The following is a 25,874-nucleotide window of genomic DNA, read 5'->3' as shown; positions in this document are numbered from 1 at the left end:
GTTAATTACTTCCGGATAACGGCTCCCAATTGTTTTTCGAATTGTTGCATAAGTCGGGTAAGCGTGGCATCAATTACTTTATCGGTTAAAGTCTGGCTAGGGTCGAGTAAAGTAAAGCTAATGGCATAGGCCTTTTTACCGGCTTCTATTTTATCGCCTTCGTACACGTCAAAAACGTTTATGTCTTGCAAAAGCTTGCGTTCGGTACGTTGGGCCACCATTTTAATCTGGTCGTAGGTTACGCTTTTGTCAATTACCAAAGATAAATCGCGACGTACTTCCGGGAATTTAGCTAATTCTTTAAATACCAACTGGTTTTTATAGTTCTTCACCAGGTAATCCCAATTTAGTTCGGCGTACCAAACCGGCTCTTTTACATCCAGTCGTTTGGTTATAAGGTCATCTAAAAGGCCAACTTGGGCAATAACTACATCGTTTTTGGTGTAAGCTACGCCAGCACTTAAATAATTATGCTGCAGCGGCTGCACCGTATAATCGGTGCGGGCCAGTTTAACCAGAATATTTTGCACCGCACCCGCCAAATGGGTAAAAGATACTTTTTCGACCGCCTGGCTCCAACTTTCGGCCGCCACATTGCCGGTTAAAAATAAAGCTAATTTCTGCGCCTCTTTGTATTTACCTTCGCCGGCTTTGTGGTAAACTTTGCCAAGTTCGTACAGTTTCAGGTCTTTTTGTTTCCGGTTAATATTTCGCCGCAGCACCTCTAAACCCGAAAATACCAAAGTTTTCCGGAGTACATCTAAATCTTCGCTGTTAAAATTTACCACCCGGGCCAACTCCGGGTCCGGAGCATCTGACGTTTCGTAGTAAGCCGAGTCGGAAAGCGAATTGGTAATAATCTCGCTGAACCCACTGCCCGATAAATAATTAAATACCAGTTGCTTTAGTTCTTCGGGGTTGGGGTGCGGAAACTTGGCCAAGTAACTGGCCGATATATTTTCGGGCAGCAGAATATTGTTATAACCGTAAATCCGCAGAATTTCTTCAATTACATCGGCTTCGCGGGTAACATCTACTTTGTGCGGCGGCACCGACAAGATTAAATATTCCGGGGTTTCTTCGGCAATTAAAATATTTAAATCCGTTAGGATAGATTTAATGCGCTCTACCCCAATAAACTGCCCGATTAACTGATGCACCCGCTTAATTGTTAATTTAACCGGTACGGGTTCTACGGTCTGCGGATAAACATCTAATATATCGGCGGTAATATCGCCCCCGGCTACTTCCTGGATGAGCAAAGCGGCCCGTTTAAGGGCAAACGGCACCATGTTAGGGTCGGTACCCCGCTCAAACCGGAACGATGAATCAGTTTTGATGCTGTGCGCCTGCGACGTACGCCGAATACCGGCCGGGGCAAAATACGCACTTTCTAAAAAGATAGTCGTGGTCTGGGAAGTTACGCCCGAGTTTTTACCACCAAATACCCCGGCAATTACCATGGGTTCGGCGGCATTGCAAATCATTAGGTCGGTGGCGCGTAGTTTACGTTCTATACCGTCTAAAGTAACAAAAGCGGCCCCTTCATCGGCGCGCTTTACCACAATTTTATCTCCGGTAATTTTATCAGCATCAAAAGCGTGCAACGGCTCCCCCAACTCGTGCAATACGTAATTGGTAACATCTACCACATTGTTGATTGGTGATAAGCCAATAGCTCTTAAACGATTGCGTAGCCACTCCGGCGACTCGGCCACTGTTACGCCCGTAATGGTTAAGCCGGCGTACCGCGGACAAGCTTCTGGTTCTAAAATTTCAATTGCAACAGGTCGGGAATTATCTTTTACCTTAAACAGACTCACATCGGGTAAGGCGCTGCGGGTGTGCAAAAGAGCTTGCAGCTCGCGGGCCACACCATAATGCGAAGCGGCATCGGCACGGTTCGGCGTTAGGCCAATTTCAAAAACGGTATCGGAGCTAAGGCCAAAATAATCGGCGGCCGGTGTACCATTGGGCAAATCAGTATCCAGCACCATTATACCGGCGTGTGAGCTGCCCAGGCCAATTTCGTCTTCGGCGCAAATCATACCTTCGGAAACCGCCCCGCGAATTTTGGATTTTTTAATCTGGAACGGATCACCGGAAAACGGATACAATGTTGCATTTTCAGTTGCCACTACTACTTTTTGGCCGGCGGCCACATTAGCAGCGCCACATACAATTTGTTTGGGGGCGGGTAAGCCTACATCCACCGTAGTGAGTCTTAGTTTATCGGCATCGGGGTGTTTTTCGCAGGTTAAAACCTCACCAATAACAATACCTTGTAAGCCACCTTTAACCCGCTCAAAAGTATGCAGACCTTCTACTTCTAAGCCAGAATCGGTGAGTTTAGCCGCCACTTCGGCAGCCGGCAGGTTTACAGGTATTAATTGTTTTAACCAATCGTAAGATATAAGCATATAAATCGTAATTCTTGAATGCGGCGGCGGTTCAATTTAAACTTATTATGAGCAAATCCACCTGTGATTGATGGATACTTTAAATAAAGTTTAAGCAAGTTTTTACTGCACCAGATTTACCGCCCTAAACGTAATGAAAGAGCAAAGTTATTAATTTAACTAATCGGAAAGAATATAAGGCTTATTATTTTGTGTAGGACATTTCGCCGGCTTTTACCGAAACACTTAGCCGGTTGGCCGGCGGCGGTACCGGGCACGTGTAGTTATAATTGTAAACACAAAAGGGATTATACGCTTTGTTAAAATCTAAGGTAATGGTGGTAGCGCCGGCTTCAGGTTTAGGAACATCCATAAAACGCCCCCCTTCATACGTTTCGGTGCCGTTGGTTTTATCTGAAAAAGGAACAAACAATGTACTATCGGTGGTATTTACCCGCAGGTACAAAATCAAAGTGTTTTTTTTGCCTTCGAGGTTAAAGGTAGCCTGGGCATATTGCAGGTAAGGTTCGGTGCCGCCCGTATTCATGGGCATTTGTACGGTTTCGGGTTGGGTAAATTCTTTATAATCGGCATCTACTACGTACCGGATTTCGGGCGCAAAATAAACAAGGCTGTCAAACTTCAACCGGTCGGCTTCTTCTAACGGCGAGTTAGAGCCCCGGAAGGATTGATTTTTTTCCAGGCGCTCCTTCCGGATGCCCGACACGTAAGAAGCATCGGAAAAAACCGCTTCTTTTAAAAAGTAAAAAATTATCAGTAATACTCCGGCAAAAAAAATTATTCGGACGGGTTTGGCCATAGACGGTATTTATTCGGGGCAATTATAGCTGGTTATTGCTGCAAAATATGCAAAATTACCGTGGTAAGCAGGATATATTTTTGATTTTTATTAGTAAAGTTAACCGACAACATTCTTTAAGCCGACGAAAAATATTTAATTTATTATCGTTACCGGGTTAATATTGTACTTGCTTGGCCGGTAAACGAATATTTACAGTTTAATCTTGCCTGGATAAGAATATCAGGCATCAATAAATTTCAGTTAATATCCTGTTTAATATTTTAGGAATAAATGCTGAGATGTCTCGTTGGGTGTTTCCCTTATGAACAGCTAAATAAAAATAATTGGCGGTGATAACACTACTAATGGAAACTGAATATTTTAGAATAAGTTACTAAGCCGGTAGTAAATAGCTTTCTTTAAAACTTAATGCGCTCTAAAAATATTAAAGCAAACCCTCGTCGGCAAAGCTGTAATAATTATGTTCGGTAAAAATAATATGGTCCAGAATAGGCAAATCTAACAAGACTCCGGCTTCTTTCATTTTTTTAGTTAGCGCTATATCGGCGGCGCTGGGTTTTAAATTGCCCGACGGGTGGTTGTGCACCAGAATAATGGCGCTGGCCAGGTTCTCAATGGCTTGCTTAAAAATTATTTTGGGATCGGCTACCGTGCCGGCCACGCCGCCGGTGCTCACCGGTAATTTTTTCATAACTACGTTAGCCCGGTTTAACAAAATAATCCAGAACTCCTCGTGGGGTAAATCCAGTAAGTGGGGCTTTATGTATTCGTAAATATCGGTAGAGCAGGTAATCCGGGTTTTAGCTGCCGCTGCGGTTTCTTTCCGCCGTCGGCCCAGTTCCAAAGCACTAACAATGGCAATGGCTTTGGCTTCGCCTATCCCTTTGTGCTTTTTAAGATCATTCACCGATAGTTTGGCCAGTTCGTTTAAATCGTGATTTACCGCCGCTAAAATAAGTTTGGCCACATCTACCGCGGTAAGTTTAGGCGTGCCCGACCCAATTAAAATGCCAATTAACTCGGCATCGCTTAAGGCAGCTTTCCCTTTTAATAATAGCTTTTCGCGTGGTCGGTCTTCTTCGGCCCAGCTTTTGATAATCAAAGATGGCTGATAATTAGGATTATTATCGGGAGTTGGCATAAACAATAAAGTAATTATGGGGTTATTTTGCTTACGTAATTAAACTTAATTTGCGCTGGTTACTGGGCTAAACTAATTTTTATGCGTAGAAGTGCCGGTACCTGCTTTATTTTTAACGGCCGTGAACAAAAGGTACTTGTTGCCGGCTTTATAATTAAATATTACCCCTAATAAGTACTCATATTTGCTTATAACATTATTATATATGTTAACCCAACGCATCGTAACCATTACTCTCTTACTTTTAGTTATTTTCCTGGTCGATTGGTACGTTTTTCAGGCGGTACGCACCGTAACCCAAAACCTGTACCTTCGCAACCAACGCTTTATATACATTCTGTACTGGAGTGTTTTTGTGCTTACTGCGGCTACTATTATTATGTTTACCTTAACCCGGGGTACGCCGCCCACTCATTTCCGGATGTATCTGGTAAGTACGCTATTTATTATATTTGCCTCCAAGCTGGTAGTGGTCATGTTCCTGCTCATCGACGATGGCCTACGGCTGATGAAATACCTGGTTAATTATATTTTTAGCACGGCTCCAAACCAACCCACCGGCGAACCCATCAAAATTAACCGAAACGAGTTTTTGAATAAACTGGCTTTAATTGCCGGTGCGGTACCATTAGTGGCTTTTGTTTACGGAATGGTACAGGGCGCTTATAGTTACCGGGTAAAAAAAGTAACCTTGCGCTTACCCCATCTGCCGCCTGCTTTTAACGGTTACCGGGCACTCCAGATTTCAGATTTGCATACCGGCAGTTTTACCAGCACCAACCCGCTAAAAAAAGCCGTTGCTTTAATTAATAAACAAAAAGCCGACCTGGTATTTTTTACCGGCGATTTGGTAAATAATGTTTCTACCGAAGTTTTCCCCCACATAGACGCCTTAAAAGAAATTAAAGCTCCCGATGGGGTATTTTCTATTCTGGGGAACCATGATTATGGCGATTATGTAAACTGGGAAAATCGCGACGCAAAAGTTAATAATTTAAACCGCCTGAAAAATGCCCACCAGCAAATGGGTTGGCGCCTGCTCTTAAACGAAAACATACACATAACCAGAGACAATGATCAACTGGCTGTACTGGGCGTAGAGAATTGGAGTACCCGCTTACATTTTCCTAAATACGGCAACCTGGCCCAGGCTTATGCCGGCACCGAAAATACACCGGTTAAAATATTATTGTCGCACGACCCCTCCCATTGGGATGGCGAAGTAAATACCCGGTTTCGCGATATTGATTTAACCTTGTCGGGCCACACCCATGGCATGCAGTTTGGGGTAAATATTCCGGGTTTTAAGTGGAGTCCGGTACAATACGTTTACAAGCAGTGGGCCGGTTTGTATAAAAAAGAAACCCAATACTTATATGTAAATACCGGTTTAGGCTTTTTAGGCTATCCGGGACGCGTGGGTTTTTTACCCGAAATAACCGTTTTCGAATTCAGGACGGCTTAATCCATAATGCTCATCAACTTAGATGCTAAATTCTAAAAACTACCGGGCAACAATATTTAGGTGGATATAATGGGTATAAAAGTTTAAAAACTTTAAGAAAACGAAGAATTTGCACCAGATACTTAATAAAATTATGTATTAATACGGAAAACCTAAATAAAAACGGTTCGTTTAAAAGCCTGAACTTGAGATATATATTTATTTAAGTTCGTCTATATTAAAACAAAAGAAAAAGAGCTATGAAAAAAATTATGATGATTTTGTGTTGCGCCGGAGCATTTACCTTTGCTTCGTGTGGCGGTAACAGTACAACTACCGAAAGTACCGATACCGAAAGCGGTACTGGCACTACTGACATGAGTACCGATACCATGAGCACCGACACTGACATGGGTACTACTGATGACATGGGTACCACAGCTGGCGGTACTACCACCGGAACCACTACAGGTACTACTGCTGGCGGAACCACAACCGGAACAACTACTGGAACCACCAGCGGCACTACAGCGGGCGGAACCACAACCGGTACTACAACTGGTACCACAGCTGGCGGCACTACCACCGGAACCACAACTGGAACTACTGCTGGCGGAACAACCGCAGGTGGAACTACTTCAGGATCTACCAGCGGCACTACTGCTGGCGGAACCACAACCGGAACTACTGCTGGCGGTACTACTACTGGCGCTACTACTGGTACCCGTTAATAAAGATTTTATTACACAGCTATAATAAAAAAGCCTGGGCTACAACTAGTCCAGGCTTTTTTTATCTTATTTATTCAATATTAGTCTATTTAAAAACAGATAACAACCGATACAACCAGACAGACTAAAACCACTTTATTTATATTTAATATGTACTTTTAAGCACTTAATCTATCTTAAATACAAGTTTACTAAACAAACAACCGCTTGCCCACGTAAAAAGATTTTTTCAGTTAAATAAAATAAATACAACTAACTAAAATTGGTTTAATATGAAAAAATTATTTTTAGTGCTGTGTGTAGGAGGTTTATCCCTGACAGCCTGTAACCGCGAAAAAACTACTGCTGATATAAATACGTCAAGCGCAACAACCACTACCGAAACAGTAGAGGCCGATGGCACCGATTATGAAAACGAATACCGGGCCCGTGCTTCGCGTATGTCGGCCAGAATGGCTGATGAAATGCATTTTGATACAACTACCCAAGCCAAAGTAGAACAGGCTTATATTAACCGGCAACGCCGTCTTGATGAAATTCGCAGTAAATATGATTATGAAGCCGAAGGCAACGTACAATCGGGCGGTTATGCTTCTGAAACCGATGAAACTACTAACATGAACCCCGATATGATTTCGGAATTAAAAACAGTAGATGTAGAAATAGATAACGAGTTCCGCAATATCTTAAGCCCCGATCAATTTAAAATGTACGAAACCAACCGGGCTAATTATTGGGAAGATAATACTATGCCGGTAACTTCTGAACAAAATCAGACTACTACCCAAAGTACCTCAGAAACCACCGACCGGAATATTACCCGCGATGGCGACGAAATAAACGTACAAAGCGGCGATATTAAAGTTAAAGCCAGTCCGGGTAAAACCAAAGTAGAAACGCCTACTTACGAATCTAAAATTAAAGGCGAGGAAAGAAAATTTAAATCTAAAGTAGATGATACTAAAATAAAATCTGAGCCCGGTAAAGCCAAATACGAATCGGACGATACCAAAATAAAAATTAAAGATTAATAAAATATTCTAGTAACGAAAAAGCTTGCCGAAGAAATTTGGCAAGCTTTTTTGTATATACCAAGTTATCTGACTAAATAGCTATACTTTTAATATTTTAAAACCGTTTAATTCACGTAAACAATATTGATTAGGCAAAATTCCTTTATGACAGGTTGGTTTAACCGCATTTTACTTTTACTCATCTTTTTTTGCGGTGGTACTACCCTTTATGCCCAATCTAACTTAAAATTAACGGGTACGGTTTTGCACGCCCAAACCCGTAAACCCCTTGAGGGTATCACTGTTTTAAAAAAAGCTACCAGCCGCGGTACTATTACCGATGCCGCCGGTATTTTCAGGGTAATGGTAGTACCTAACGATACCTTAATTATTAGAGCGGTTGGGTTTAAAACGGTGCAGTACCTGGTGCACCAACAAGCCCAAGCCGATTTTACGGTTGAAATATTACTGGAAGAAGGCTCCCATACGCTGCCCGAAGTAAAGGTAGTAGGCGGCTTAGATTACGAAAAAGTGAACCGGGCGTTGCGCAACATGAAAAAGCCACCCGAGCCAAAAGTTGCCGTTAAGCCTCCTGCCCCAAAGCCCTTGTACGAAGAAAAAAAATCAGAAGCGGTGGCTCCTACCATCGAAAACCCCGCCAGCTTGCTCTACGACATGCTGTCTAAAGAAGGCAAAGACCGCCGCAAATTAGCCGAATTGCAGGAAGAAGCCGCCACCAAGAAAAAAGCCCTGGAAGACGAAAAGAAAAAACGCGCTTACGACAGCCTTTTCTTAAACCGTAACCACGATATGCGGCTGCGATAATAAATAACCAAAACTTTTTACCTGCGTTGTGGTTAACAAATGGTTAAACCGCACCCGCATGAAAATTGGTTATCCTTGTCTTAACGAAACATTGCCCTGTTCTTCGGCCTCTACTTTCCGGTTAGCCTCTTATTCCGAAGAAAGGCTCATTCAATCGGTTACGAACAACCTGGCCTGTTTGCAGCAAATACTGGAATTTAATGTGCAAAACGGCTTATTATTTTTCCGGATGAGTTCTGATTTAGTACCTTTTGCCTCGCACGCGGTAAATACATTTAAATGGCAGGAGTATTTTGCCGATACTTTTCAGGCCATTGGCCATTATATAAAAGCACACGGCATGCGAATATCTATGCACCCCGACCAGTTTGTGGTGTTAAACTCGCCTACCCAGAATATTGTACAAAACAGTTTTGCCGAACTGGAATACCAATGTACTATCATGGATTTAATGGGCTTAGATAAAACAGCCAAGCTACAAATACATGCCGGTGGCGTTTACGGCGATAAACCAGCCGCTATCCGGCGCTTTGCCGATGCCTACCAAGTACTACCGGAAAATGTTAAAGCCCGGTTGGTAGTAGAAAATGACGACCGTTCTTACAGCCTCCAGGATTGTTTAGAACTGCACGAAATGATTGGGATTCCCATATTGTTCGATAATTTTCACCACGAATGCCTAAACAACGGTGAACCCATGCCAGAAGCTTTGCGGCTGGCCGCCCGCACCTGGCAACCCGAAGACGGCATTTTAATGATGGATTACAGTTCACAGTCGCCCGGCGAAAGAAAAGGCAAACACGTGAGCCACATTCAATTAGATCTTTTCCGCGAATTTTTAACGCAACTGCAAGGCTTAGATGTAGATATTATGCTGGAAATTAAAGATAAAGAAACCAGTGCCCTTGCGGCCGCAGCCCTTTTGCGTGAATTAGGTTATTTGCCGGCCAGCCTTCCGGCTTAATATATGCAATTTGATTTTTAGTTTTAACATCCGCAGTACTGTTCGCTAATCTTTAACCCAGGCTTTATTTTTTCGCGCTTCCGGCACCAGAAACTTATTCAAACCAATATTTTTCTGCTCTTTTATTCCCTTAATAACCATAGCAGCATTTAAACGCGCGCCTGCTTCTATGGTATGGGTATGGTCGGTGTTGTTAAAATATGCGGCTCTTACTTTCGCTTCACCTTCGGTGTCGTACTGGTCGGCAATTAGTTTGTTTAAATGAATAAAAAAAGCGCCGGTTTGGTTAGCGGCTTCTGCCGCCCATTTCCCGTAATCCTGGTAGTTGCGGTTTACTTGGCCATTTTGCCAGACATTGCGCGGCACCGGCGATAAAACAATGGGTGTAGCCTGGTGGGCCTGGGTTTCTAGAATAAACTGGCGCAAATACCATCCATAAGTATGTACCGTTTCTTTATTCTTTGTAATTAAATTAAATATTTCTTCAGTCTCGTCGCTATTACTTCTTAGTGTGCCGCGAGCCCGTAAGGTATCGTTAACCGGGCTGCTATCGTTGTGGCCAAACTGCAGTAGTACATAATCGCCGGGCTTTATTTTTGCTAAAACATTGTCCCACAAACCCATACTCCGGAAAGTACGACTACTGGTTCCGCCCAAAGCATAATTCTGCACCGATATTTTACTTGTATCAAAATAAGCCGGTATAAAATTGCCCCACCCCCACAAACCACCATCGCCTTTTCCTTTACCGTTTTTAACCGTAGAGTCGCCGATTAAAAACAAAGTTGGTTTGGGGCTGGCCTGTTTGGGTGCTACACAACTACAAACCAATAAAAGGCTAAAGAACAAAGTAGTCCAGTATTTTATAGTAAAAGCTATTCTAAAATTCATCTACTGGTCTTTAGGGTGTATATTCTGATTCTTTTAATTTTATTTAATGCCTAAATAACAGATACCAGGAATATTTTATTAGCATGGCTGAATTAGCTACTAAATATTGTGATTAAAAAAGAAAGGAGTTATTTACAATTTAATTAAAAACGTCGCTTACTTTTTCGAACCCTATATTTCTGCGAAATCAGTCTTGGTATTTATGCTTGTGTTTTGGCGTTACGTTAATGGCTGGATATTTAATATTCTTCAGGCCATTACCAATATAAAAGCTAGGATGCGGCGGCTGGTTATAAGCTACATTTTGCCAGGCAATGGCCATGCGGTACTGCGGATTGTGCATAAGCGTAGGTAGGCGGTGCGCGGTAGGAATAGTGGTAGTAAAAATGCGTAGTTCCTGGTTATCGGTTGTCCGGAAAATAACTTCTTCGCGCCAGTCGCCTAAAATATCGGCACTTAGTGCCGGGGTAGATTTGGTACCATTGTTGGCACTACAGCCTTCGGCGGTAAATATCCGGCCCGCCTGGTATTTATCAATGTGGTTTCCGTCTAATAATTCGCGGGTTAAGTCGCCGTCCCACCAAATTACAAAATTAGTAGACGGGGGATCTTCACCAATCTTTTCACCCTTGAGATTAAGTAAACCACCAGACCCGGAAAACCACATTTCGGCACCCGGATTAGCCGGATAGATATCAGCGGCTACTCCCCGCCCCACATCTTTGCCTTCATGGCCACGCCAAATAATTTCGCCAGTCCGGGCATCGTACAAGGCCGCCCCCGGCCCCGTTACATTGGTTTCGTTTTCATGTATTCCAAATACTTCCAAACCAGGCCGGCTGGGGTCCAGATCAGTTACATGCAAGGCATCGCCGTGGCGCAAGCCGGTGGTAAAAAGCCCTTTTCCATTATCATCCACCACCATAGCCCCGTAAATTATTTCGTCTTTGCCATCCAGATCTACATCGGCAATGCTTAACCCGTGGTTTCCCATACCGGAATAAGGGTTTTCCCGGCTTTGGGAGTCGAATACCCAACGGGATGTTAACCGGCCATTGCGATAATCCCAGGCTGCAATAACCGAGCGCCCATAATACCCGCGGCACATGAGTACACTAGGCAACCGGCCATCTAAATATGCGGCTCCTGCCACAAACCTATCTGCGCGATTACCCGAACTATCATTGCCACCATTGCCGCCCACACCACCCCAACCACCTAAATCGCCGCGGCCCGGCAGGTAGTTGGTGGTAGCCAGCGCAGCGCCGGTTTGGCCACTAAAAACCGTGAAATACTCTGGTCCCCGCAATATTTTCCCGTTGCTGTCGCGCCAATCGGCCTGGGCATCACCGATAATTTTACCCTGACCATCACGGGTGCCATCGGCGGTTTTACAAGCCAATTCGGCTTTACCATCGCCATCCATATCAATTAAAATAAATTGCGTATAATGCGCGCCCTCCCGAATATTTTTTCCCAGGTTTATGGTCCAGAGCAAGGTGCCATCTAATTTATAAGCCTGAAAAATGGGTTCATCGGTAAAGCCGTTGGCCGGGGTATCGCGGCTACGGCCAGCCTGGTGCAATACAATTTCGTATTCGCCGTCGCCGTCTAAATCGCCTACTGTTGCATCGTTGGGGGTATAGCCTGGGGGCGTTTGTAGCGGAACCGATAAATATTGTTTTACGGGAGCACCACTAGCTAAAGTAAAGGCCGCACTGGGCGCTTGTTCCTTCCCTTTTATTATTGGCTTAACAAAGTAAATATTCTCTTGCTGCAAGTCGGCAGTGGTATCGGTATAATTGGTACTTTGGGTTAAGGGTGTTTTGTTTAGTTTTACCGCCGCATTACGGCCGGTACGTCGGTACAAATTAAAACCAATATTTGCCGGATCGGTTCCCAAAAGCCGCCACCCAACGTACACCTGACCACCTCCTTTATTTACCGCCACTATCCCTCGGCCTAAATTTTCCATTAGCGGCTGCGCTGCGCTTGTATTAGAAGAAAGCCCTATAACGATATAGAATAATAAAATAATTAGGTGCTTCAAACGCATATATAAAGGGTTGCAATTGGAGAGATAGAATGAATAAAATACCGGTGCGGCCATTTAGTTTACTAAAGCAATCGTTAATTTTTCGTCGGCCGGTTTAGAGTAGAAATTAATCAGACTTAAGATAAAGATTTATTTCTAAATTATGCCATCTCAGTGTATTAACTATTTTGCAGGGTAATATTTGTTGAGGTTCTGGAATTTTAAATTATGATTCGGAAATAAGAATCAGGTATTTTAAGAAAAGAACTTTCATTGTACTTAGGATTAAATGTAAGCTGCTGCTGAAAGTTGGCGTTTTCCCGAATAAGTAAATGAGCTAATTGGCGGTTAAAATACATCCAATTTCAGCTGAAAACATTACTACACCCATATTGAATATTTATTAGATCAGGCATAAAAAATGCCATTAGCTACAGCTAATGGCATTCTTCGATAATAATGTTGGCTAATTTTTTTAAAGCGTCTTTAACTTTTTAGGTTAAGCGAGCCGGTTATTTCTTTTAACGCAATTTCGGCCAATTTAGCCTGGTACTGCGCATTGCTATAGCGTACGGTGGCATTAACATAATTGAGTTGCGCCTCTCTAACTTCTATTTGAGTAATACTGCCCAACCGGAATTTATCTAAAGTAATATCCAGGTTTTGCTTTGCAATTTTTTGATTACTCGCTTCTAAACCCACCAAAGATAAATTAGTTTGATAGGTCTGGAAGGCAGAAGCTAGTTGAGCATTTACACTTTGGTTTACCCGCTCCAGATCAATCTGGGCATTATCAACTAATATTGAGGCATTTTGTTCGCGGCGGCGTTGCAGGTAGCCGTTAAAAATATTGACCGAAGCCGATAACCCATAATTGAAGCCCCGCCCAGTGGTTAAAGTGGCAAAGCCCAGTGCTGATTCGGAACGACTAAAATTATACCCGGTATTAACGCCAATGGTGGGAAACCGGTCAGACCGCACTTGTTTCAGATCAAGTTCGGCAATGCGCCGGCTTACTAAAGCGGCCCGCATGGCCGGATTTTGCAGTTTTGCTTGTTCTGATAATTGGGGCAAGGTTAAGGTGTTGTCGATAGTTATGGAATCAGCTACCGTAAAAGAGGTACTAACGTCGCGGGCCAGTATTTCGTTAAGACTAATTTGGGCATTGCGGTGCAGTTCCTGTTGCCGGAGTAAATTTGTAGTATCAGTATTCAAGTCTACTAAAGCATTGAGCACTTCCAGGCGGGCGGCTTTACCAATGGTAAAACGATTCTGGGCAGTTTTTACCCGGTATCTGGAAATATCAATCGCCGATAAATATGCATTTAACTGGTGCTGTTGCTGCACTAAGTTGTAGTACAGGTTGGTTACGTCGGCTACGGTAGTTAATACTTGCAATTGCAAATTAGCTTCTCCTAACTTCTGCAACTCTTTTAATTGTTCGTACCGGGCAAACATGCCAAATCCATCGAATATGGTCCAGTTCAGGCCTACGCCGTAACCAATGTTGGAGTTTTTGGCCCCATTACGTTCTGTTACTTCCCCAGTAGCCCGGGTCTGGCTGCTATTCTGGATAGTGTTGTTGTTAGAGAAATTTCCGGTTACGGCCGGAATAATACCAGCATTGGCCAGGTTTACATTATTTTTATCAATTTCGAGGTTATTAGAAACCAATTTAATATTATAGTTTCGTTCTAAGGCAATTCGGACGGCATTTTCCAGCGTTAACACTTCCTGGGCTTCTGTTTTGGTAACTGCTAAAAAAGAAACCAAAATTAGAAATAACAGGCTAGCAACTCTTTGCTTCATAAATTAAGATAAGTTTTAACTAGTTTGTAATTCTTTGTGGGCAACCGGCTTTGCCGTTTCTTTTTCCAGCTCTTCTAAGTTATCGAATTCTGGATGATGGGTGCGCTCCCGCGACCACATGGCATAAATAGCCGGTATTACAAATAAAGTCAGGATTAAAGAAAAAGTGGTACCGCCTACAATTACGACCCCCATCCCTACTCTACTTTGAGCGGCTGCGCCTAAGGTCATGGCAATGGGCAATGCGCCTAGGGCAATAGCTAAACTGGTCATCAGGATGGGTCTTAAACGGGCTTCGGACGCTTCCACAATGGCTTCGGCTCGGGTTCTACCTTCTTCCCGCAATTGATTCGCAAATTCAACAATTAAAATACCGTTTTTGGTTACTAACCCTATAAGCATAATGGTACCAATCTGGCTGAAAATATTCCAGGTCTGGCCAAATAACCACAACGAGAGCATGGCGCCGGCTACCGCCATGGGTACCGTTAAAATAATAATTAAAGGGTCTACAAAACTTTCGAACTGGGCGGCCAGAATTAAATAAATTAATAAAAGGGCCAAACCAAAAGCAAACATGGTATTAGAACCGCTTTCCACAAAGTCGCGCGACTCACCGGATAAATCAGTGGTGAACGTTTCGTCGAGTACTTTATCAGCAATCCGGTTCATGGCATCAATACCATCGCCAATACTTTTACCGGGCGCTAAACCAGCCGAAACCGTAGCCGATAAGTACCGGTTGTTGTGGTATAATTGCGGCGGACTGCTGCGCTCGCTTATGGTTACCAGGTTATCTAACTGCACAAGCTGGCCATTGCTGCTGCGCACGTACAACGATGATAAATCCATGGGGTCATTCCGATCGGCTTCTTCAAACTGGCCAATTACCTGGTATTGCCGGCCGTTCATCAGGAAATAACCAAACCGCTGACCGCTTAAAGACAACTGCAGTGTTTGGGCTACATCAATTACCGATACGCCTAAGGTTTGGGCTTTATCCCGGTCGATAGAAATATTAATCTCGGGTTTATTAAACTTCAGGTTTACATCCGGATTGGTAAAAGTAGGATCCTGCATGGCTTCTTCGAGGAACTCCGGTACTTTTTCCTGCAGTTTCTCAAAATTCTGGGCCTGGATTACAAATTGGATGGGCTGTCCGCCCCGGCGATTAACCGAAATGGTGGGCTGCTGGTTTACCATCGTCCGGGCTTCGGAATAGCGGCGGGTGAGTTTGGTTATCCGGTCGGCAACTTCTTTTTGCGAACCTTCGCGTTCATCCGGCTGCACCAGTGTCATGATCATCATACCACTGTTTACCGTACCGGCTCCGCCAAAACCCGGCGATGTTATTATCAGGTTTACTTTTTTCTCCGGAATTGAGTCGTTGATCATTGCGGTCAGCTCATCCATAAACCGCGACATATACTCAAAGCTGGCTCCTTCGGGAGCAGTAGATTGCACGCGTAAGAAACTACGATCGTCGTAAGGGGCGGTTTCTTTCTGCAATATGGTGTAAAAAAAGCCGATTAAGCCAATACAAACCAACAGAATCGGGAAGCTTAACCACTTCTTTTTCATAAAGCTGCGGAGTGCGTTAGCATATCCCTGATTCATCTTCACGAAATATGGTTCGGTCATTTCGTAAAACCTGGATTTTTTGTGCCCACCAGCTTTCATGAGGTAGGCGTTCAGCATAGGCGTTAAGGTTAAAGAAACAAACGCCGAGATAAGCACCGCCGCGCCAATTACCACCCCAAATTCGCGGAATAGCCGGCCCACAAAACCTTCGAGAAATATAACCGGCAAGAATACGGCGGCCAGGGTAATGGATATAGAAATAACGGCGTAAAATATCTCGTTAGAGCCTTTTACCGCCGCTTCAATCGGCGACATGCCCTCTTCTACCTTTTTAAAGATGTTTTCGGTAACCACAATACCGTCGTCTACTACCAGACCGGTTGCCAGTACAATGGCCAGCAGGGTAAGTACGTTTACCGAAAAACCAGCCAGGTACATAATAAAGAAAGTAGCAATTAACGAAACCGGAATATCAATTAATGGCCGGAATGCAATGCTCCAATCGCGGAAGAATAAATAAATAATTAAAATAACCAGCACCAAAGCAATTACAATGGTTTCGGCTACTTCCAGTACCGATTGTTTAATAAACCGAGTGTTATCAGAAGCTACTTCCAGTTTAAGATCATCGGGTAAATCTCTCCGGATTTGCTCTATTTCTTTGTAAAAAGCCGAAGCTATCTCCAGGTAATTGGTACCGGGCTGCGGCGTAATAGCCAACCCAACCATGGGCTTACCCGATTCTGTCATACGGGTTTCCAGGTTTTCAGGACCTAAAGTAGCCGTACCTACATCGCTAAACCGAATAATATTATCGCCGGTGGTTTTAATAATTAAATTATTAAACTGCTCTTCGTTCGTAAGATTACCTAAAGTTCTTACACTAAGTTCGGTATTGGTACCGGTTACTTTACCAGAAGGTAATTCTACGTTTTCGCGGTTCAGAGCATTCCGGACATCACTTACCGTTAAACCATAAGAACTCAATTTTACCGGATCGAGCCACAGGCGCATGGCATAACGTTTCTGGCCGTATATCCGGATGCTGCTTACGCCCGGCAAGGTCTCAATGCGTTGAGAAACTACGTTTTCGGCGTAATCGCTTAATTCTAACTGACTCCTGATATCGCTGCGCAGCGTAGCTACAATAATGGGTTCTGAGTCGGCATCGGCTTTTGAAACAACCGGGGCCGAATCCAAATCTTCGGGTAAGCTCCTGATGGCTTGCGACACTTTATCGCGCACGTCGTTAGCAGCTTCTTCCAGGTCTTTGCCCAGGTTAAACTCAATGTTAATATTACTGGTACCCTGGTTACTCGTAGACGTAATGTTCCGGATACCATCTATGGCATTAATGGCTTTTTCGAGCGGCTCGGTTATCTGCGACTCAATAATATCGGCGTTGGCACCCGAATAACTGGTACGTACCGATACAATAGCCGGGTCGATAGAAGGATATTCCCGAACGCCCAGGAAAGTATAACCTATCACGCCAAATAAAATCAGCATCAGGTTAATTACAATTGTAAAAACCGGCCGCCGGATACTGGTGGTTGATAAACTCATAAATTTTAAACGCTTGTTTAATTAACTTTTGCTTTGCTCTTTCGCTATTCTCACTTTTACCGGAGCGCCATCTTTTAGCGTCATAACGCCAGTGGTTAAAACCGTATCGCCCGGGTTTAAACCGGCGGTTACTAAAATATCCCGTTCAGTACGGGTGGCCGTTTCTACCAAAGCTTCTTTGGCTTTGCCATTTTGGGTTATAAAAACTTTCTTACCATTTTGCACGGGCACAACGGCTTCGGTAGGTACCAGAATAGCGTCCGGAATAACGGCTAGCGGCAGTTGTATACTTGCAAAAGCACCCGGCAGTAATTCGCCGTTGGGGTTTGCGGCCCGGGCCCGGAGTTGCAGGGTACGGGTGGAGGCTTCTATGCCGGGTTCAATGGCGTATATGGTAGCTTTGTATTTGTTTTTAGAACCTGCTACCACAAAGGTTAATTCGGTATTTTGCTTTACCTGCGCGGCATATTTTTCGGGTACCGAAAACGTAATTTTAACCGGGTCTGTACTTACCAGGTTGGCAATTGCGGTTTCGGGCGATAAATAAGCCCCCTCTGAAATAGCCCTTAGACCAATTTTGCCAGAAAACGGTGCCCGGATAGTAGTTTTGGCTAGTTGCGCCCGGATTAACTGCGACTGTGCCTGGGCCGATTTTAATTCGGCATTGGCCACATCATACTCTTCCTGACTAATGGCTTCTTTTTCTAGTAACAAAGCTGCCCGCCGGGCATTTTCGGCGGCTAAACTTTGTCGGGTTTGCGCCTGCGATAACTGTGCCCGTAATTCGGTATCGTCTACTTTTACCAAAACCTGGCCTTTTTGTACTTTACTGCCTTCCTGGAACGAAATACTGCGGACCAGCCCCGACACCTCTCCCCGCAGTTGTACTTGTTCGTTGGCTTCCATAGAACCATTTACCAGTAAAGAATTGGCAAATTCCTGGGGTTTTATTACTACGCCACTTACCCGCATGGCTGGTGCACCACCACCTGGCCCACCTTTACCTCCTGGTCCGCCGCCGGCACCTCCCCGGCCCCCACCGGCTTCGGCTTGCTTTTTATTTGCCGAAATACGATAAGCGATTAATGAACAAAAACCAGCAATTAGTAAGGCATAAATTATATACTTAATCTTCATAAATGTGAATGGTGCAAAGTAGCTGCGTTGTTAGATAAATCGACCTTAATGTATTTTGGAATTCTGAAGAAATTCTGATTTGTAAAACCCGGCCTCCTTTTAAAAACTCTTCTGCGAAATAATCAGGCATAGGTTTATAAATTAATTTAAACTATAAACCACTAAAATTCTTTAAAGCTAATCTTTAAGCGAAAATACTGTTTTACCTAATTAAGAATAGTCTCATGAATTTTAATGGACAAGATAAATAGGCAAAGGTTTAATAAGTCTTAAATTATTATAACAAGTTCTTAACTTTATTAAAAAATTCAACCTTTATAACCACAATTTAAAAAATTGAATTAATAATGCTTTTTACTTAATATTTCTAGTACCCAGAAGCATACCTAAATAAATCTTTATTACTTGTTTTAATTTGCTTAACCTTCTTATAAAGAGAATTACAGGCATAAAGGTTTAAAAAATGTAAAAGCTGTTCCGGATAAGTAAACTGGGCTTAGTTTTCCTTTATCCAGAACAGCTTTTCTGAAGAGATCTGCTTTTTTATTTATCAGGTAATTATGCCTTTACCAATGGCATATTTAATGAGAGCCGCTGTGTTTTTGGCTTTTGTTTTTTCAATAATATTCTGGCGGTGCGTTTCTACGGTGCGTTTACTGGTAAATATTTTATCGGCTATTTCGGCATTGGTTAACCCATCGGCAATTAATTTAAGAATTTCTACTTCGCGCTGCGAAAGGTCGCGGGTTTGTTTTTCCTCGGTATTTTCTACGGGTTTGTAGGTTGGGTTCTTAAGCTTGTTTAAAAGATTAAAACCAACATCAGAACACAAGTACCGGCCACCTTTGGCTATTACTTTAATGGCACAAACCATTTCTTCGCGGCCCGTATTTTTAAGCAAATAACCACTGGCACCTGCTTCAAAAACCTTTAATATATAATTTTCATGGTCCAGCATAGATAATACCAGCACCTTCTTCTCCGGATATTTTTCCCGGATATAACCAGTCGCCTCAAAACCATCCATTTCGGGCATATTTATATCCATCAGAATAACATCTACGTCTAAATCTGGTAACATCTGAATCAATTCTTTGCCATTACCCGCTTCGCCAACCACTAAAATGTCGTTGCTGTCTCGCATCAGGGCTTTAATGCCATCCCGAATAATAGTATGATCATCAACTATGATTACTTTAATCACATCGTTCTCCTGCAAGGTTTCTCCCATAGTAAAAAAAAGTAAGATATAATATTTAAAGCGTGTTGTTGTAAATTTTTAAGCAAGTGAAGATAACCTTCCTTTAATCAGGCGCACTGTAGTAAGGTTTGGGTCGGGTTTATAGTTCAATTATCCAAAATTCTGATAATTATAAAGGTTTAAAAAGCAATTGTCAAAAAAACACAATTAAACTCCTATAATTTACAGACTTTTACTTAAAAAGCTTGTATTTATACGTACTAGAAATTAGACAGACCACATAAATTAAGTAAATAATACATTTAAGCGCTTAGACTTAATAATTAAATTTGTAATTGTACTTGCTTTAAAGTTTAACACATTTCCGGAGAATAACTAATAAAGCTGATGAATTTTAGCGATATAAATATTTACATTTTAATATTTTAGCGCAATTAAAGAATTTAGGAGCCCCGTTAATTAATCTTTGTTTACATTCATAACAGTAATTTAAAATAGTTTGCTTACCCCAGAACTATTGGTTTACGTATACCTATTCACGGCATAGCTTTTCCACCCAAATAAATTGTTGCATAACTTCTATGGAGCTTTACCACGAAATCAGAGAAAGGGCTTTTGTGTTGATATTGGCCGGTAGCCTGGATGGCTACAATGCCGGGGAGATTGATCGGATGCTCAAAAAAGCCATTAAGAGCCAAAAAGAAAATTTGCTGGTAGATTGCCGGAACCTGAAAGAAGTTTCGTCGTCGGGTATTGGTATTTTCCTGGCCCATTTACCCCACTTAAAAGATAATAATATTAATATGCAATTTTTTGGCATGAATCCGGGCGTGTTAAAGGCTTTTAACTTCCTAAACCTGCATGCCGTTTTTAACTTTACCGACCAATTGCCCGAAGCCTTACTCAATACTGCCCACTCCTGATATTACCTTATTACTTTCAATTTAATTAACACTAATAGTATTCCCGGGCTTATAAATAATTTACTTACTTATCTTAGAAGTTGTTTCGGGTTTTGGAAATGGTATTAGCTTTTGCCCTTGCCGCATGCTTTCACCGGCAAGTAGTCGGATAAAAGCTAAAGGTTTGGCGGTGATAACACCACCAATTGCAGCAGTTCCTGCTATTTTACAAAACACTAAAAGAGTTCTTAAACTAAAATTTACTGGTTTAATCTTTTAACTAATTCTTCTGTAATTTTTTAAAATAGTAATCAAGCGAATCGTTGGGCAATGTTTTAAATGATTTTTCTTTTATCAGGTTTCGGATGTACGCCATACGGGAATCGAGCAAAGGATGGGAACTTAAATATTCTTCTTGCTGACTTTGTTTGGGGCTTTGATCCTGCAAATGCTTAAAAAGCTGAATCAGCCCATTGGGATCCAGGTTATTGTTCCGGAGTAGTTCCAGGCTATGGGTATCGGCTTCTTTCTCGAACTGCCGGCTGTAAGCCAAACTTTTAAATTCGTGCGCATTCTGTAAAATTACGGCCGTAACGGCACTTACATCACCAAATATTGCCGAAATGAGAAAATACCCCGATAAACTTCGGATTAAAGTCCGAAGGGAATGCCGTAATGAAATGTGGCTGTACTCGTGGCCAAGTAAAGCGGCTAGCTCGGCTGGAGTTTCAAGCAGCGGCAACATGGTATCGTGCACTACTATTATGCCACCCGGCAAAGCAAACGCATTAGGGACTTGGTTTTGGATAACATAAATTTTTAAATCGGTGGGTTGGTTAAAATTTAGTTGCCGCATAAATCCGTTTAGTTGTTTAGTTTTAACGGCCTGAATGCTTTTGGGCGGGAATAAATGGGTGGCCAGTAACTGCCCTATTTGCTGCTCATAGGTTTTAGGCAGGCGCTTGGCAGCCATATCGGCGGCAGCCGGTAGAATCCAGAAATAAGTTAGGGGAATAAGCGCCAGTAAACCAATTAATAAAGCTGAAATTAATCCTAAACCCCGCTTTCCTGGCTGAACTGGCGTGGGCGCTAATCCGGCGGGTACCGGGCGGTAATATTCCTCGAAAGCTTCTACAAAACCAGGTTGGCTAATTTCTAATGTTTGCCCGGGAAAGGAACCGTAATGTAAATTGGTTATACCGGTAGCGGGCAAATATTCCTTTTCTATACGATGGGCTTGCCAATACAAATTAACCGGAACAGATTGGTTAGGGACACGATAGCTAATGTGCAAAGCGGCAGGGTCAAAGCTTACCTGGGCTGCATAAGGTTCCGCCGATTGGCCATCGTAATAGTTACCCCAAAAAGTAAGCATTTTTAAATTTATTTTTATTATTTATTTAACAACCCTTAATTACCTATAGGCAATTTTAAAATTTAAGTATTAAAAGCAAGAAACAACGTATTAATTCAGAGTTTATGCTGACGCAAATGTATTATTAATCATGTTATTTTGTACTGGCTTATCGCTGGCATAAAAACTACTTGTAGTAGTTACACCAGTGGTTGGCGGTTTACTGATGCTTTTGAAAATATAGGGCCGGAAATTGATTTACCAATTTCTAAACGAATATAAAGATGAAGCAAATCTTGCAATAGGCACTATAATATACCAACTCTTTCTATGCAAACTGTTCTGGACCTGATTTTACTTATCGACGACGATGAAACGACCAACTACGTAAACCGGCGTTTACTTAACCGCCTGAATGTGGCCCGGGAAATAAAAATAATGTCGAACGGAGAAGAAGCCCTCAAATATTTGCAACGGGTAGCCAACGGCAACAACAAACCCGATGAAATAAGCCCCGACTTAATTTTTTTAGATATTAAAATGCCCGTAATGGATGGGTTTAGTTTTTTAGAAGCTTACGAGCAGGCCGACATAAAAGATAAAAACCATATTATAATCATGATGCTTACCTCGTCGGCAAGTTTTTATGATTTAGAGCGATTAAAAAAATACAATAAAGTAAAACGCCATATTTCTAAAGCCTTAACCGAAGCCGATGTGCGGGAAATTATTCAGGATTATTTTTCGCTAAACGGCTCTAATTAATCTTATCTTTTTAGCTTTACTGGCTTGCAGTTTAGTTTCCGGCTAACTAGAAAAGGCTTTTTTAACCGGCAATATTTACTTTTGTAAAACAGCCCTGCTCAACGCCCAACACTAACCGGCCATTGTTTTATTAACCAACTCGTTTACCGGCCAGGTAAATTTAAAAGTAGCCCCTCCTACTCCCCGCGATTCCACCCAAATAGCCGTACCTTTTAGTTTAATTATTTTATCTACTATCGAAAGTCCGATGCCGCTGCTGGTATTGCGGTGTAAACTGCTGGTTTCAAATATCTGGAAAATGCGTTCCTGATCGGCCAACGGTATACCGGGCCCGTTATCGGCTACCGCAAACTCTAAATAATTAGGCATTTCGCGGTAAGAAATCCGGATAAACCCATTTTCCTTGGCCGTATACTTAACGGCATTCCCAATTAAGTTACTAAATACCTGCTGCAAATAAATTTCTTCGGTTAAAAGCGTCGGCAAATTGGGCTGCACCACAACCTGAACCTCGGACCCTATGTTAAAAGAACGTAGCAACCCCGTTATGAGCACATTCAAATTTATTTCCTTACGCGGCAAATTGTGGCGGCCGGTAGTAGAATACAATAATATATCCGAAATTAATTTATCGAGTTGGGAGGCTTGCTTGTTCAGCATCGAAACCGAAGAAATGGCTTCGGTTGTATTTTGGTTATGCAGGCACTCTTCAATTATTCCCGAAAGCGCAATAATATTGTATAAAGGTGCTTTTAAATCGTGCGATACCACATGGGCAAACTGATCGAGCTCTTTGTTTATATGCAGGAGTTCCTGGTTGTATAAATTACGCTCTTGCAGCAAAATATTTATTTCCTGGTAAGAAGTCTGTAGCTTTTCGTTCAGGTGCTTAATTTCGTCGAGTTGCTTTTCAGTCTGAATACTTTTGAGACGTACCTGATCCAGCAGTTCCAGCAGTTGCATATTCTGGTTTTTTATCTCGGCATACGGCGATATCTCTTTTTCTTGGGTAAACCGCTCCAGCCATTCCTGCACCACAGTATTGGTTATGGGCGGTTGGCTGTTCGGAATAAGTTTGCGCAACTGCACGCGCGTACCTTTATCCGGATCCGTCTGAATGTTAAAAAGATCGACTAATTTCCGGGAGTTATAAATACCCCAACCTTTTACCCCATTGGGCTGTCGTCGGGCTAATATCTCGGTTAAATTAGAAATTCCCCGGCCCCGGTCGGTAATGGTGCCATCCAGGTAGCGCCGTCCGTTGTTTTCTACCAGGCTGAATTTTATTTGCCCCTGGCCCACGTGCTCCAATACATTGCGGCAAATTTCGGAAATAGCAGTAGCATACTTGGTTTGGTTAGCCAAAGCAATACCACAAAACTGCGATAGCTGCATGGCCCTTTTATAAGCCAGCACCACATCGAGTTCGTTTTCAATCTTTATTTTCAGCAAGTCTTTATCCATTCCCATCAACCCCTGGTGCGGCAAACTAAAACCAAAGAATCATCGGTACCCCGATTAAAATATTTATAAATAACAGCGGCAATTAAACTAGGATCCTGCCGGAGCAAATCGCGGTACCGGCTAATATCCCATTTACTTTTAATGCCATCGGAGTGCAGTACCAGCAATGCGTTGGGTAGCCAGGCTACTTCGTGGTTATTAATAGTAGTAGGAATGTTATGCCCCAGAATGCCATTGTACGATATTAAGCTTTTGCCCTGGTCGGCAGAAGGATAAAGTATACGGCCGGCAATATTACCAATGCCGCAATACGTAAGCGTTTGGGCTTTCAGGTTTAAGTAAGCTACATTTACAACTGCGCCCCGGGTCTTTTTCATGGGCTGATGCAAAGTCCGGATAGTTTCGGCCGGACTGAGTTGCGGTTGCTGCATAAAAGTGGCAGTAGCCTGTTTCTGGGCTTGTTGGGCAAACTCGCCGTGGCCCAACCCATCGGCTATTAAAAACTGGCAACCTTCGTTATCAATGTACATGGCGCCACCATCACCACAATCACTTTCACCGGTTTTGGGTACCAGCACTACTCCCACCTCAAAACTATTTGTACGGGTAACCGGAATATTTATGTCTTTTTTGTAGAAACGGGCCAAAAGCACTGTACCCACTCCTCTTACCGAAAAAATATCAAATTCGTGGGCTATTCTTTTAATGGCACCTAAACCTTCGCCGCTGGTTCCGGCTGTAGAAACCCCGTCTTGCAACATCCGGTGCGGGTCGCTCATACCGGGTCCATTATCCAGGCAAATTATTTCCAAACCACTGTTATCGGGTCCAAGAGGTTTTATCAGAAATTCACCGCCTACTGCGCCGTGTTTAATCAGGTTAGAGGCCATTTCCGAAACAATAATATTTATTTTGCCAACCTCAGTTTCAGAAAAATTTAAGCTCTCGGCAAATTTGGTAATATCGCGTTTTACAATATTCTGAAAACTCCGGTCAGAAAGTATAATGCTTTGATGCGGTTTAAAGTCCATTTTTCCAGCGAACAATGCTAACGGTAGTGCCTTTGCCTACTTCACTTTTAATTTCAAATTCGTTTGATAACCGTTTTGCTCCTGGCAAACCCAACCCTAAACTGCGCCCGGTGGTAAATCCATCCTGCATGGCCTGCCGGATGTCTTTAATGCCGGGCCCCTGGTCTATAAAGGTTAACCGAACGCCTTTGATATTGTTTCGGACTACAATTTCCAGAATGGCTTCTCCGCCGTTGGCATAGCGCAACATATTCCGGACCAGTTCGCTGGCGGCGGTAATTAATTTGGTTTGGCCAACCAAACTCATGCCTACTTTGGTGGCCAGCTCTTTGGCTTTATTCCGAAAAAATATAACGTCTGGTTCTCGCTGAATGGAAAGCACCTCTTTAGATAATGTCATCATCATAGAGTCCTTCCTCATCTTTTGGCTGGTATCCAATTTTATTCCGAAGAAGCTCCATCCCCTTTTCTACATCAAGGGCAGTATGCACCCCCGTTAACGTTAAGCCTAATTCTACTAAAGTAATGGCTACAGCGGGCTGCATACCCACTACTACCGTTTCGGCATCCATTATTTTAGACATAGAAGCAATATTTCCTAAAATACGCCCCATAAAAGAATCAACAATACTTACCGCCGAAATATCAATTAATACGCCGCGGGCCTCTGTTTTACTTACCATATTAACCAAGTCGCTTTCCAGGGCCAGGGCCAATCGGTCGTATAAATCTACCTGAATGGTTACGAGTAAAAACTCGCCCATTTTCAGAATAGGAATTTTATCCATTATTAATGCT

Annotated in this window: 21 protein-coding genes; 7 read left to right on the top strand and 14 right to left on the bottom strand. The window is 42.8% G+C overall.

Going from position 1 to position 25,874, the window contains the following annotated elements; genetic code table 11:
* Nucleotides 1-5 precede the first annotated feature (5 nt).
* From pheT to radC, 3 genes are all read right to left on the bottom strand, one after another.
* On the bottom strand, nt 6-2,420 hold the full coding sequence (pheT, locus tag ACO1R6_RS07480) for a phenylalanine--tRNA ligase subunit beta (RefSeq protein WP_486263551.1): 2,415 nt from the start codon (nt 2,418-2,420) through the stop codon (nt 6-8).
* Nucleotides 2,421-2,604: 184 nt separating this feature from the next.
* Nucleotides 2,605-3,219 (bottom strand): DUF1684 domain-containing protein, encoded by a 615-nt coding sequence (locus ACO1R6_RS07475; RefSeq protein WP_486263549.1) that lies wholly within the window; start codon nt 3,217-3,219, stop codon nt 2,605-2,607.
* Between the two features lie 427 nt (nt 3,220-3,646).
* Nucleotides 3,647-4,363 carry a RadC family protein gene (gene radC / locus ACO1R6_RS07470; RefSeq protein WP_486263547.1) on the bottom strand — a complete coding sequence of 239 codons (717 nt, stop codon included), beginning with the start codon at nt 4,361-4,363 and terminating at the stop codon, nt 3,647-3,649.
* Between the two features lie 205 nt (nt 4,364-4,568).
* Between radC and ACO1R6_RS07465 the strand changes: the two genes are divergently transcribed.
* The 5 genes from ACO1R6_RS07465 to uvsE all read left to right on the top strand — a co-directional run bounded on the left by ACO1R6_RS07465 (nt 4,569) and on the right by uvsE (nt 9,340).
* The gene (locus tag ACO1R6_RS07465) at nt 4,569-5,828 is read left to right on the top strand and encodes a metallophosphoesterase (protein WP_486263546.1); all 1,260 of its coding nucleotides are present in this window, start codon (nt 4,569-4,571) and stop codon (nt 5,826-5,828) included.
* Nucleotides 5,829-6,067: 239 nt separating this feature from the next.
* Nucleotides 6,068-6,538: a hypothetical protein gene (locus ACO1R6_RS07460; protein ID WP_486263544.1), complete on the top strand. Its 471-nt coding sequence runs from the start codon at nt 6,068-6,070 to the stop codon at nt 6,536-6,538.
* A 272-nt stretch (nt 6,539-6,810) separates the two neighbouring features.
* Entirely contained in the window at nt 6,811-7,569 is a 759-nt protein-coding gene (locus ACO1R6_RS07455) for a hypothetical protein (RefSeq protein ID WP_486263542.1), read from the top strand.
* 147 nt (nt 7,570-7,716) lie between these two features.
* On the top strand, nt 7,717-8,376 hold the full coding sequence (locus ACO1R6_RS07450) for a carboxypeptidase-like regulatory domain-containing protein (protein WP_486263540.1): 660 nt from the start codon (nt 7,717-7,719) through the stop codon (nt 8,374-8,376).
* Nucleotides 8,377-8,434: 58 nt separating this feature from the next.
* The gene (gene uvsE / locus ACO1R6_RS07445) at nt 8,435-9,340 is read left to right on the top strand and encodes a UV DNA damage repair endonuclease UvsE (RefSeq protein ID WP_486263538.1); all 906 of its coding nucleotides are present in this window, start codon (nt 8,435-8,437) and stop codon (nt 9,338-9,340) included.
* A gap of 45 nt (nt 9,341-9,385) precedes the next feature.
* On the opposite strand, the gene ACO1R6_RS07440 is transcribed toward uvsE, so the two are convergent.
* The 6 genes from ACO1R6_RS07440 to ACO1R6_RS07415 form a co-directional block, all read right to left on the bottom strand.
* Nucleotides 9,386-10,231 (bottom strand): rhamnogalacturonan acetylesterase, encoded by an 846-nt coding sequence (locus tag ACO1R6_RS07440; protein ID WP_486263536.1) that lies wholly within the window; start codon nt 10,229-10,231, stop codon nt 9,386-9,388.
* Between the two features lie 187 nt (nt 10,232-10,418).
* Nucleotides 10,419-12,206, bottom strand: a complete 1,788-nt coding sequence (locus ACO1R6_RS07435) for a rhamnogalacturonan lyase (RefSeq protein ID WP_486263535.1) — start codon at nt 12,204-12,206, stop codon at nt 10,419-10,421.
* 546 nt (nt 12,207-12,752) lie between these two features.
* The gene (locus tag ACO1R6_RS07430; protein WP_486263534.1) at nt 12,753-14,075 is read right to left on the bottom strand and encodes a TolC family protein; all 1,323 of its coding nucleotides are present in this window, start codon (nt 14,073-14,075) and stop codon (nt 12,753-12,755) included.
* 15 nt (nt 14,076-14,090) lie between these two features.
* Entirely contained in the window at nt 14,091-17,222 is a 3,132-nt protein-coding gene (locus tag ACO1R6_RS07425; RefSeq protein ID WP_486263533.1) for an efflux RND transporter permease subunit, read from the bottom strand.
* Nucleotides 17,223-17,243: 21 nt separating this feature from the next.
* Complete coding sequence (locus ACO1R6_RS07420) at nt 17,244-18,359, bottom strand: efflux RND transporter periplasmic adaptor subunit (RefSeq protein WP_486263532.1); 1,116 nt, start codon at nt 18,357-18,359, stop codon at nt 17,244-17,246.
* Nucleotides 18,360-18,909: 550 nt separating this feature from the next.
* Nucleotides 18,910-19,590 carry a response regulator transcription factor gene (locus tag ACO1R6_RS07415; protein WP_486263531.1) on the bottom strand — a complete coding sequence of 227 codons (681 nt, stop codon included), beginning with the start codon at nt 19,588-19,590 and terminating at the stop codon, nt 18,910-18,912.
* A 551-nt stretch (nt 19,591-20,141) separates the two neighbouring features.
* On the opposite strand from ACO1R6_RS07415, the gene ACO1R6_RS07410 reads away from it, so the two are divergent.
* Nucleotides 20,142-20,483: an STAS domain-containing protein gene (locus ACO1R6_RS07410; RefSeq protein ID WP_486263529.1), complete on the top strand. Its 342-nt coding sequence runs from the start codon at nt 20,142-20,144 to the stop codon at nt 20,481-20,483.
* Nucleotides 20,484-20,742: 259 nt separating this feature from the next.
* On the opposite strand, the gene ACO1R6_RS07405 is transcribed toward ACO1R6_RS07410, so the two are convergent.
* The gene (locus tag ACO1R6_RS07405) at nt 20,743-21,837 is read right to left on the bottom strand and encodes a M48 family metallopeptidase (RefSeq protein ID WP_486263528.1); all 1,095 of its coding nucleotides are present in this window, start codon (nt 21,835-21,837) and stop codon (nt 20,743-20,745) included.
* Between the two features lie 309 nt (nt 21,838-22,146).
* On the opposite strand from ACO1R6_RS07405, the gene ACO1R6_RS07400 reads away from it, so the two are divergent.
* Nucleotides 22,147-22,581 carry a response regulator gene (locus ACO1R6_RS07400; RefSeq protein ID WP_486263527.1) on the top strand — a complete coding sequence of 145 codons (435 nt, stop codon included), beginning with the start codon at nt 22,147-22,149 and terminating at the stop codon, nt 22,579-22,581.
* Nucleotides 22,582-22,692: 111 nt separating this feature from the next.
* On the opposite strand, the gene ACO1R6_RS07395 is transcribed toward ACO1R6_RS07400, so the two are convergent.
* Genes ACO1R6_RS07395 through ACO1R6_RS07380 form a run of 4 tightly spaced genes read right to left on the bottom strand, consistent with a single transcriptional unit; the run spans nt 22,693 to nt 25,864 of the window.
* The gene (locus tag ACO1R6_RS07395) at nt 22,693-24,069 is read right to left on the bottom strand and encodes an ATP-binding protein (RefSeq protein WP_486263525.1); all 1,377 of its coding nucleotides are present in this window, start codon (nt 24,067-24,069) and stop codon (nt 22,693-22,695) included.
* The gene (locus ACO1R6_RS07390; protein ID WP_486263523.1) at nt 24,051-25,076 is read right to left on the bottom strand and encodes an anti-sigma regulatory factor; all 1,026 of its coding nucleotides are present in this window, start codon (nt 25,074-25,076) and stop codon (nt 24,051-24,053) included. The genes ACO1R6_RS07395 and ACO1R6_RS07390 overlap by 19 nt, the downstream gene beginning before the upstream one ends.
* Nucleotides 25,066-25,497 carry an anti-sigma regulatory factor gene (locus ACO1R6_RS07385; protein WP_486263522.1) on the bottom strand — a complete coding sequence of 144 codons (432 nt, stop codon included), beginning with the start codon at nt 25,495-25,497 and terminating at the stop codon, nt 25,066-25,068. Before ACO1R6_RS07385 ends, ACO1R6_RS07390 begins: the two co-directional genes overlap by 11 nt.
* Entirely contained in the window at nt 25,463-25,864 is a 402-nt protein-coding gene (locus ACO1R6_RS07380; RefSeq protein ID WP_486263520.1) for an STAS domain-containing protein, read from the bottom strand. The genes ACO1R6_RS07385 and ACO1R6_RS07380 overlap by 35 nt, the downstream gene beginning before the upstream one ends.
* Between the last annotated feature and the right edge of the window lie 10 nt (nt 25,865-25,874).

It is taken from the genome of Adhaeribacter sp. (assembly GCF_057359045.1).
The sequence above is the reverse complement of the archived record's forward strand: the minus strand, read 5'-3'. Positions and strand labels throughout refer to the sequence as shown.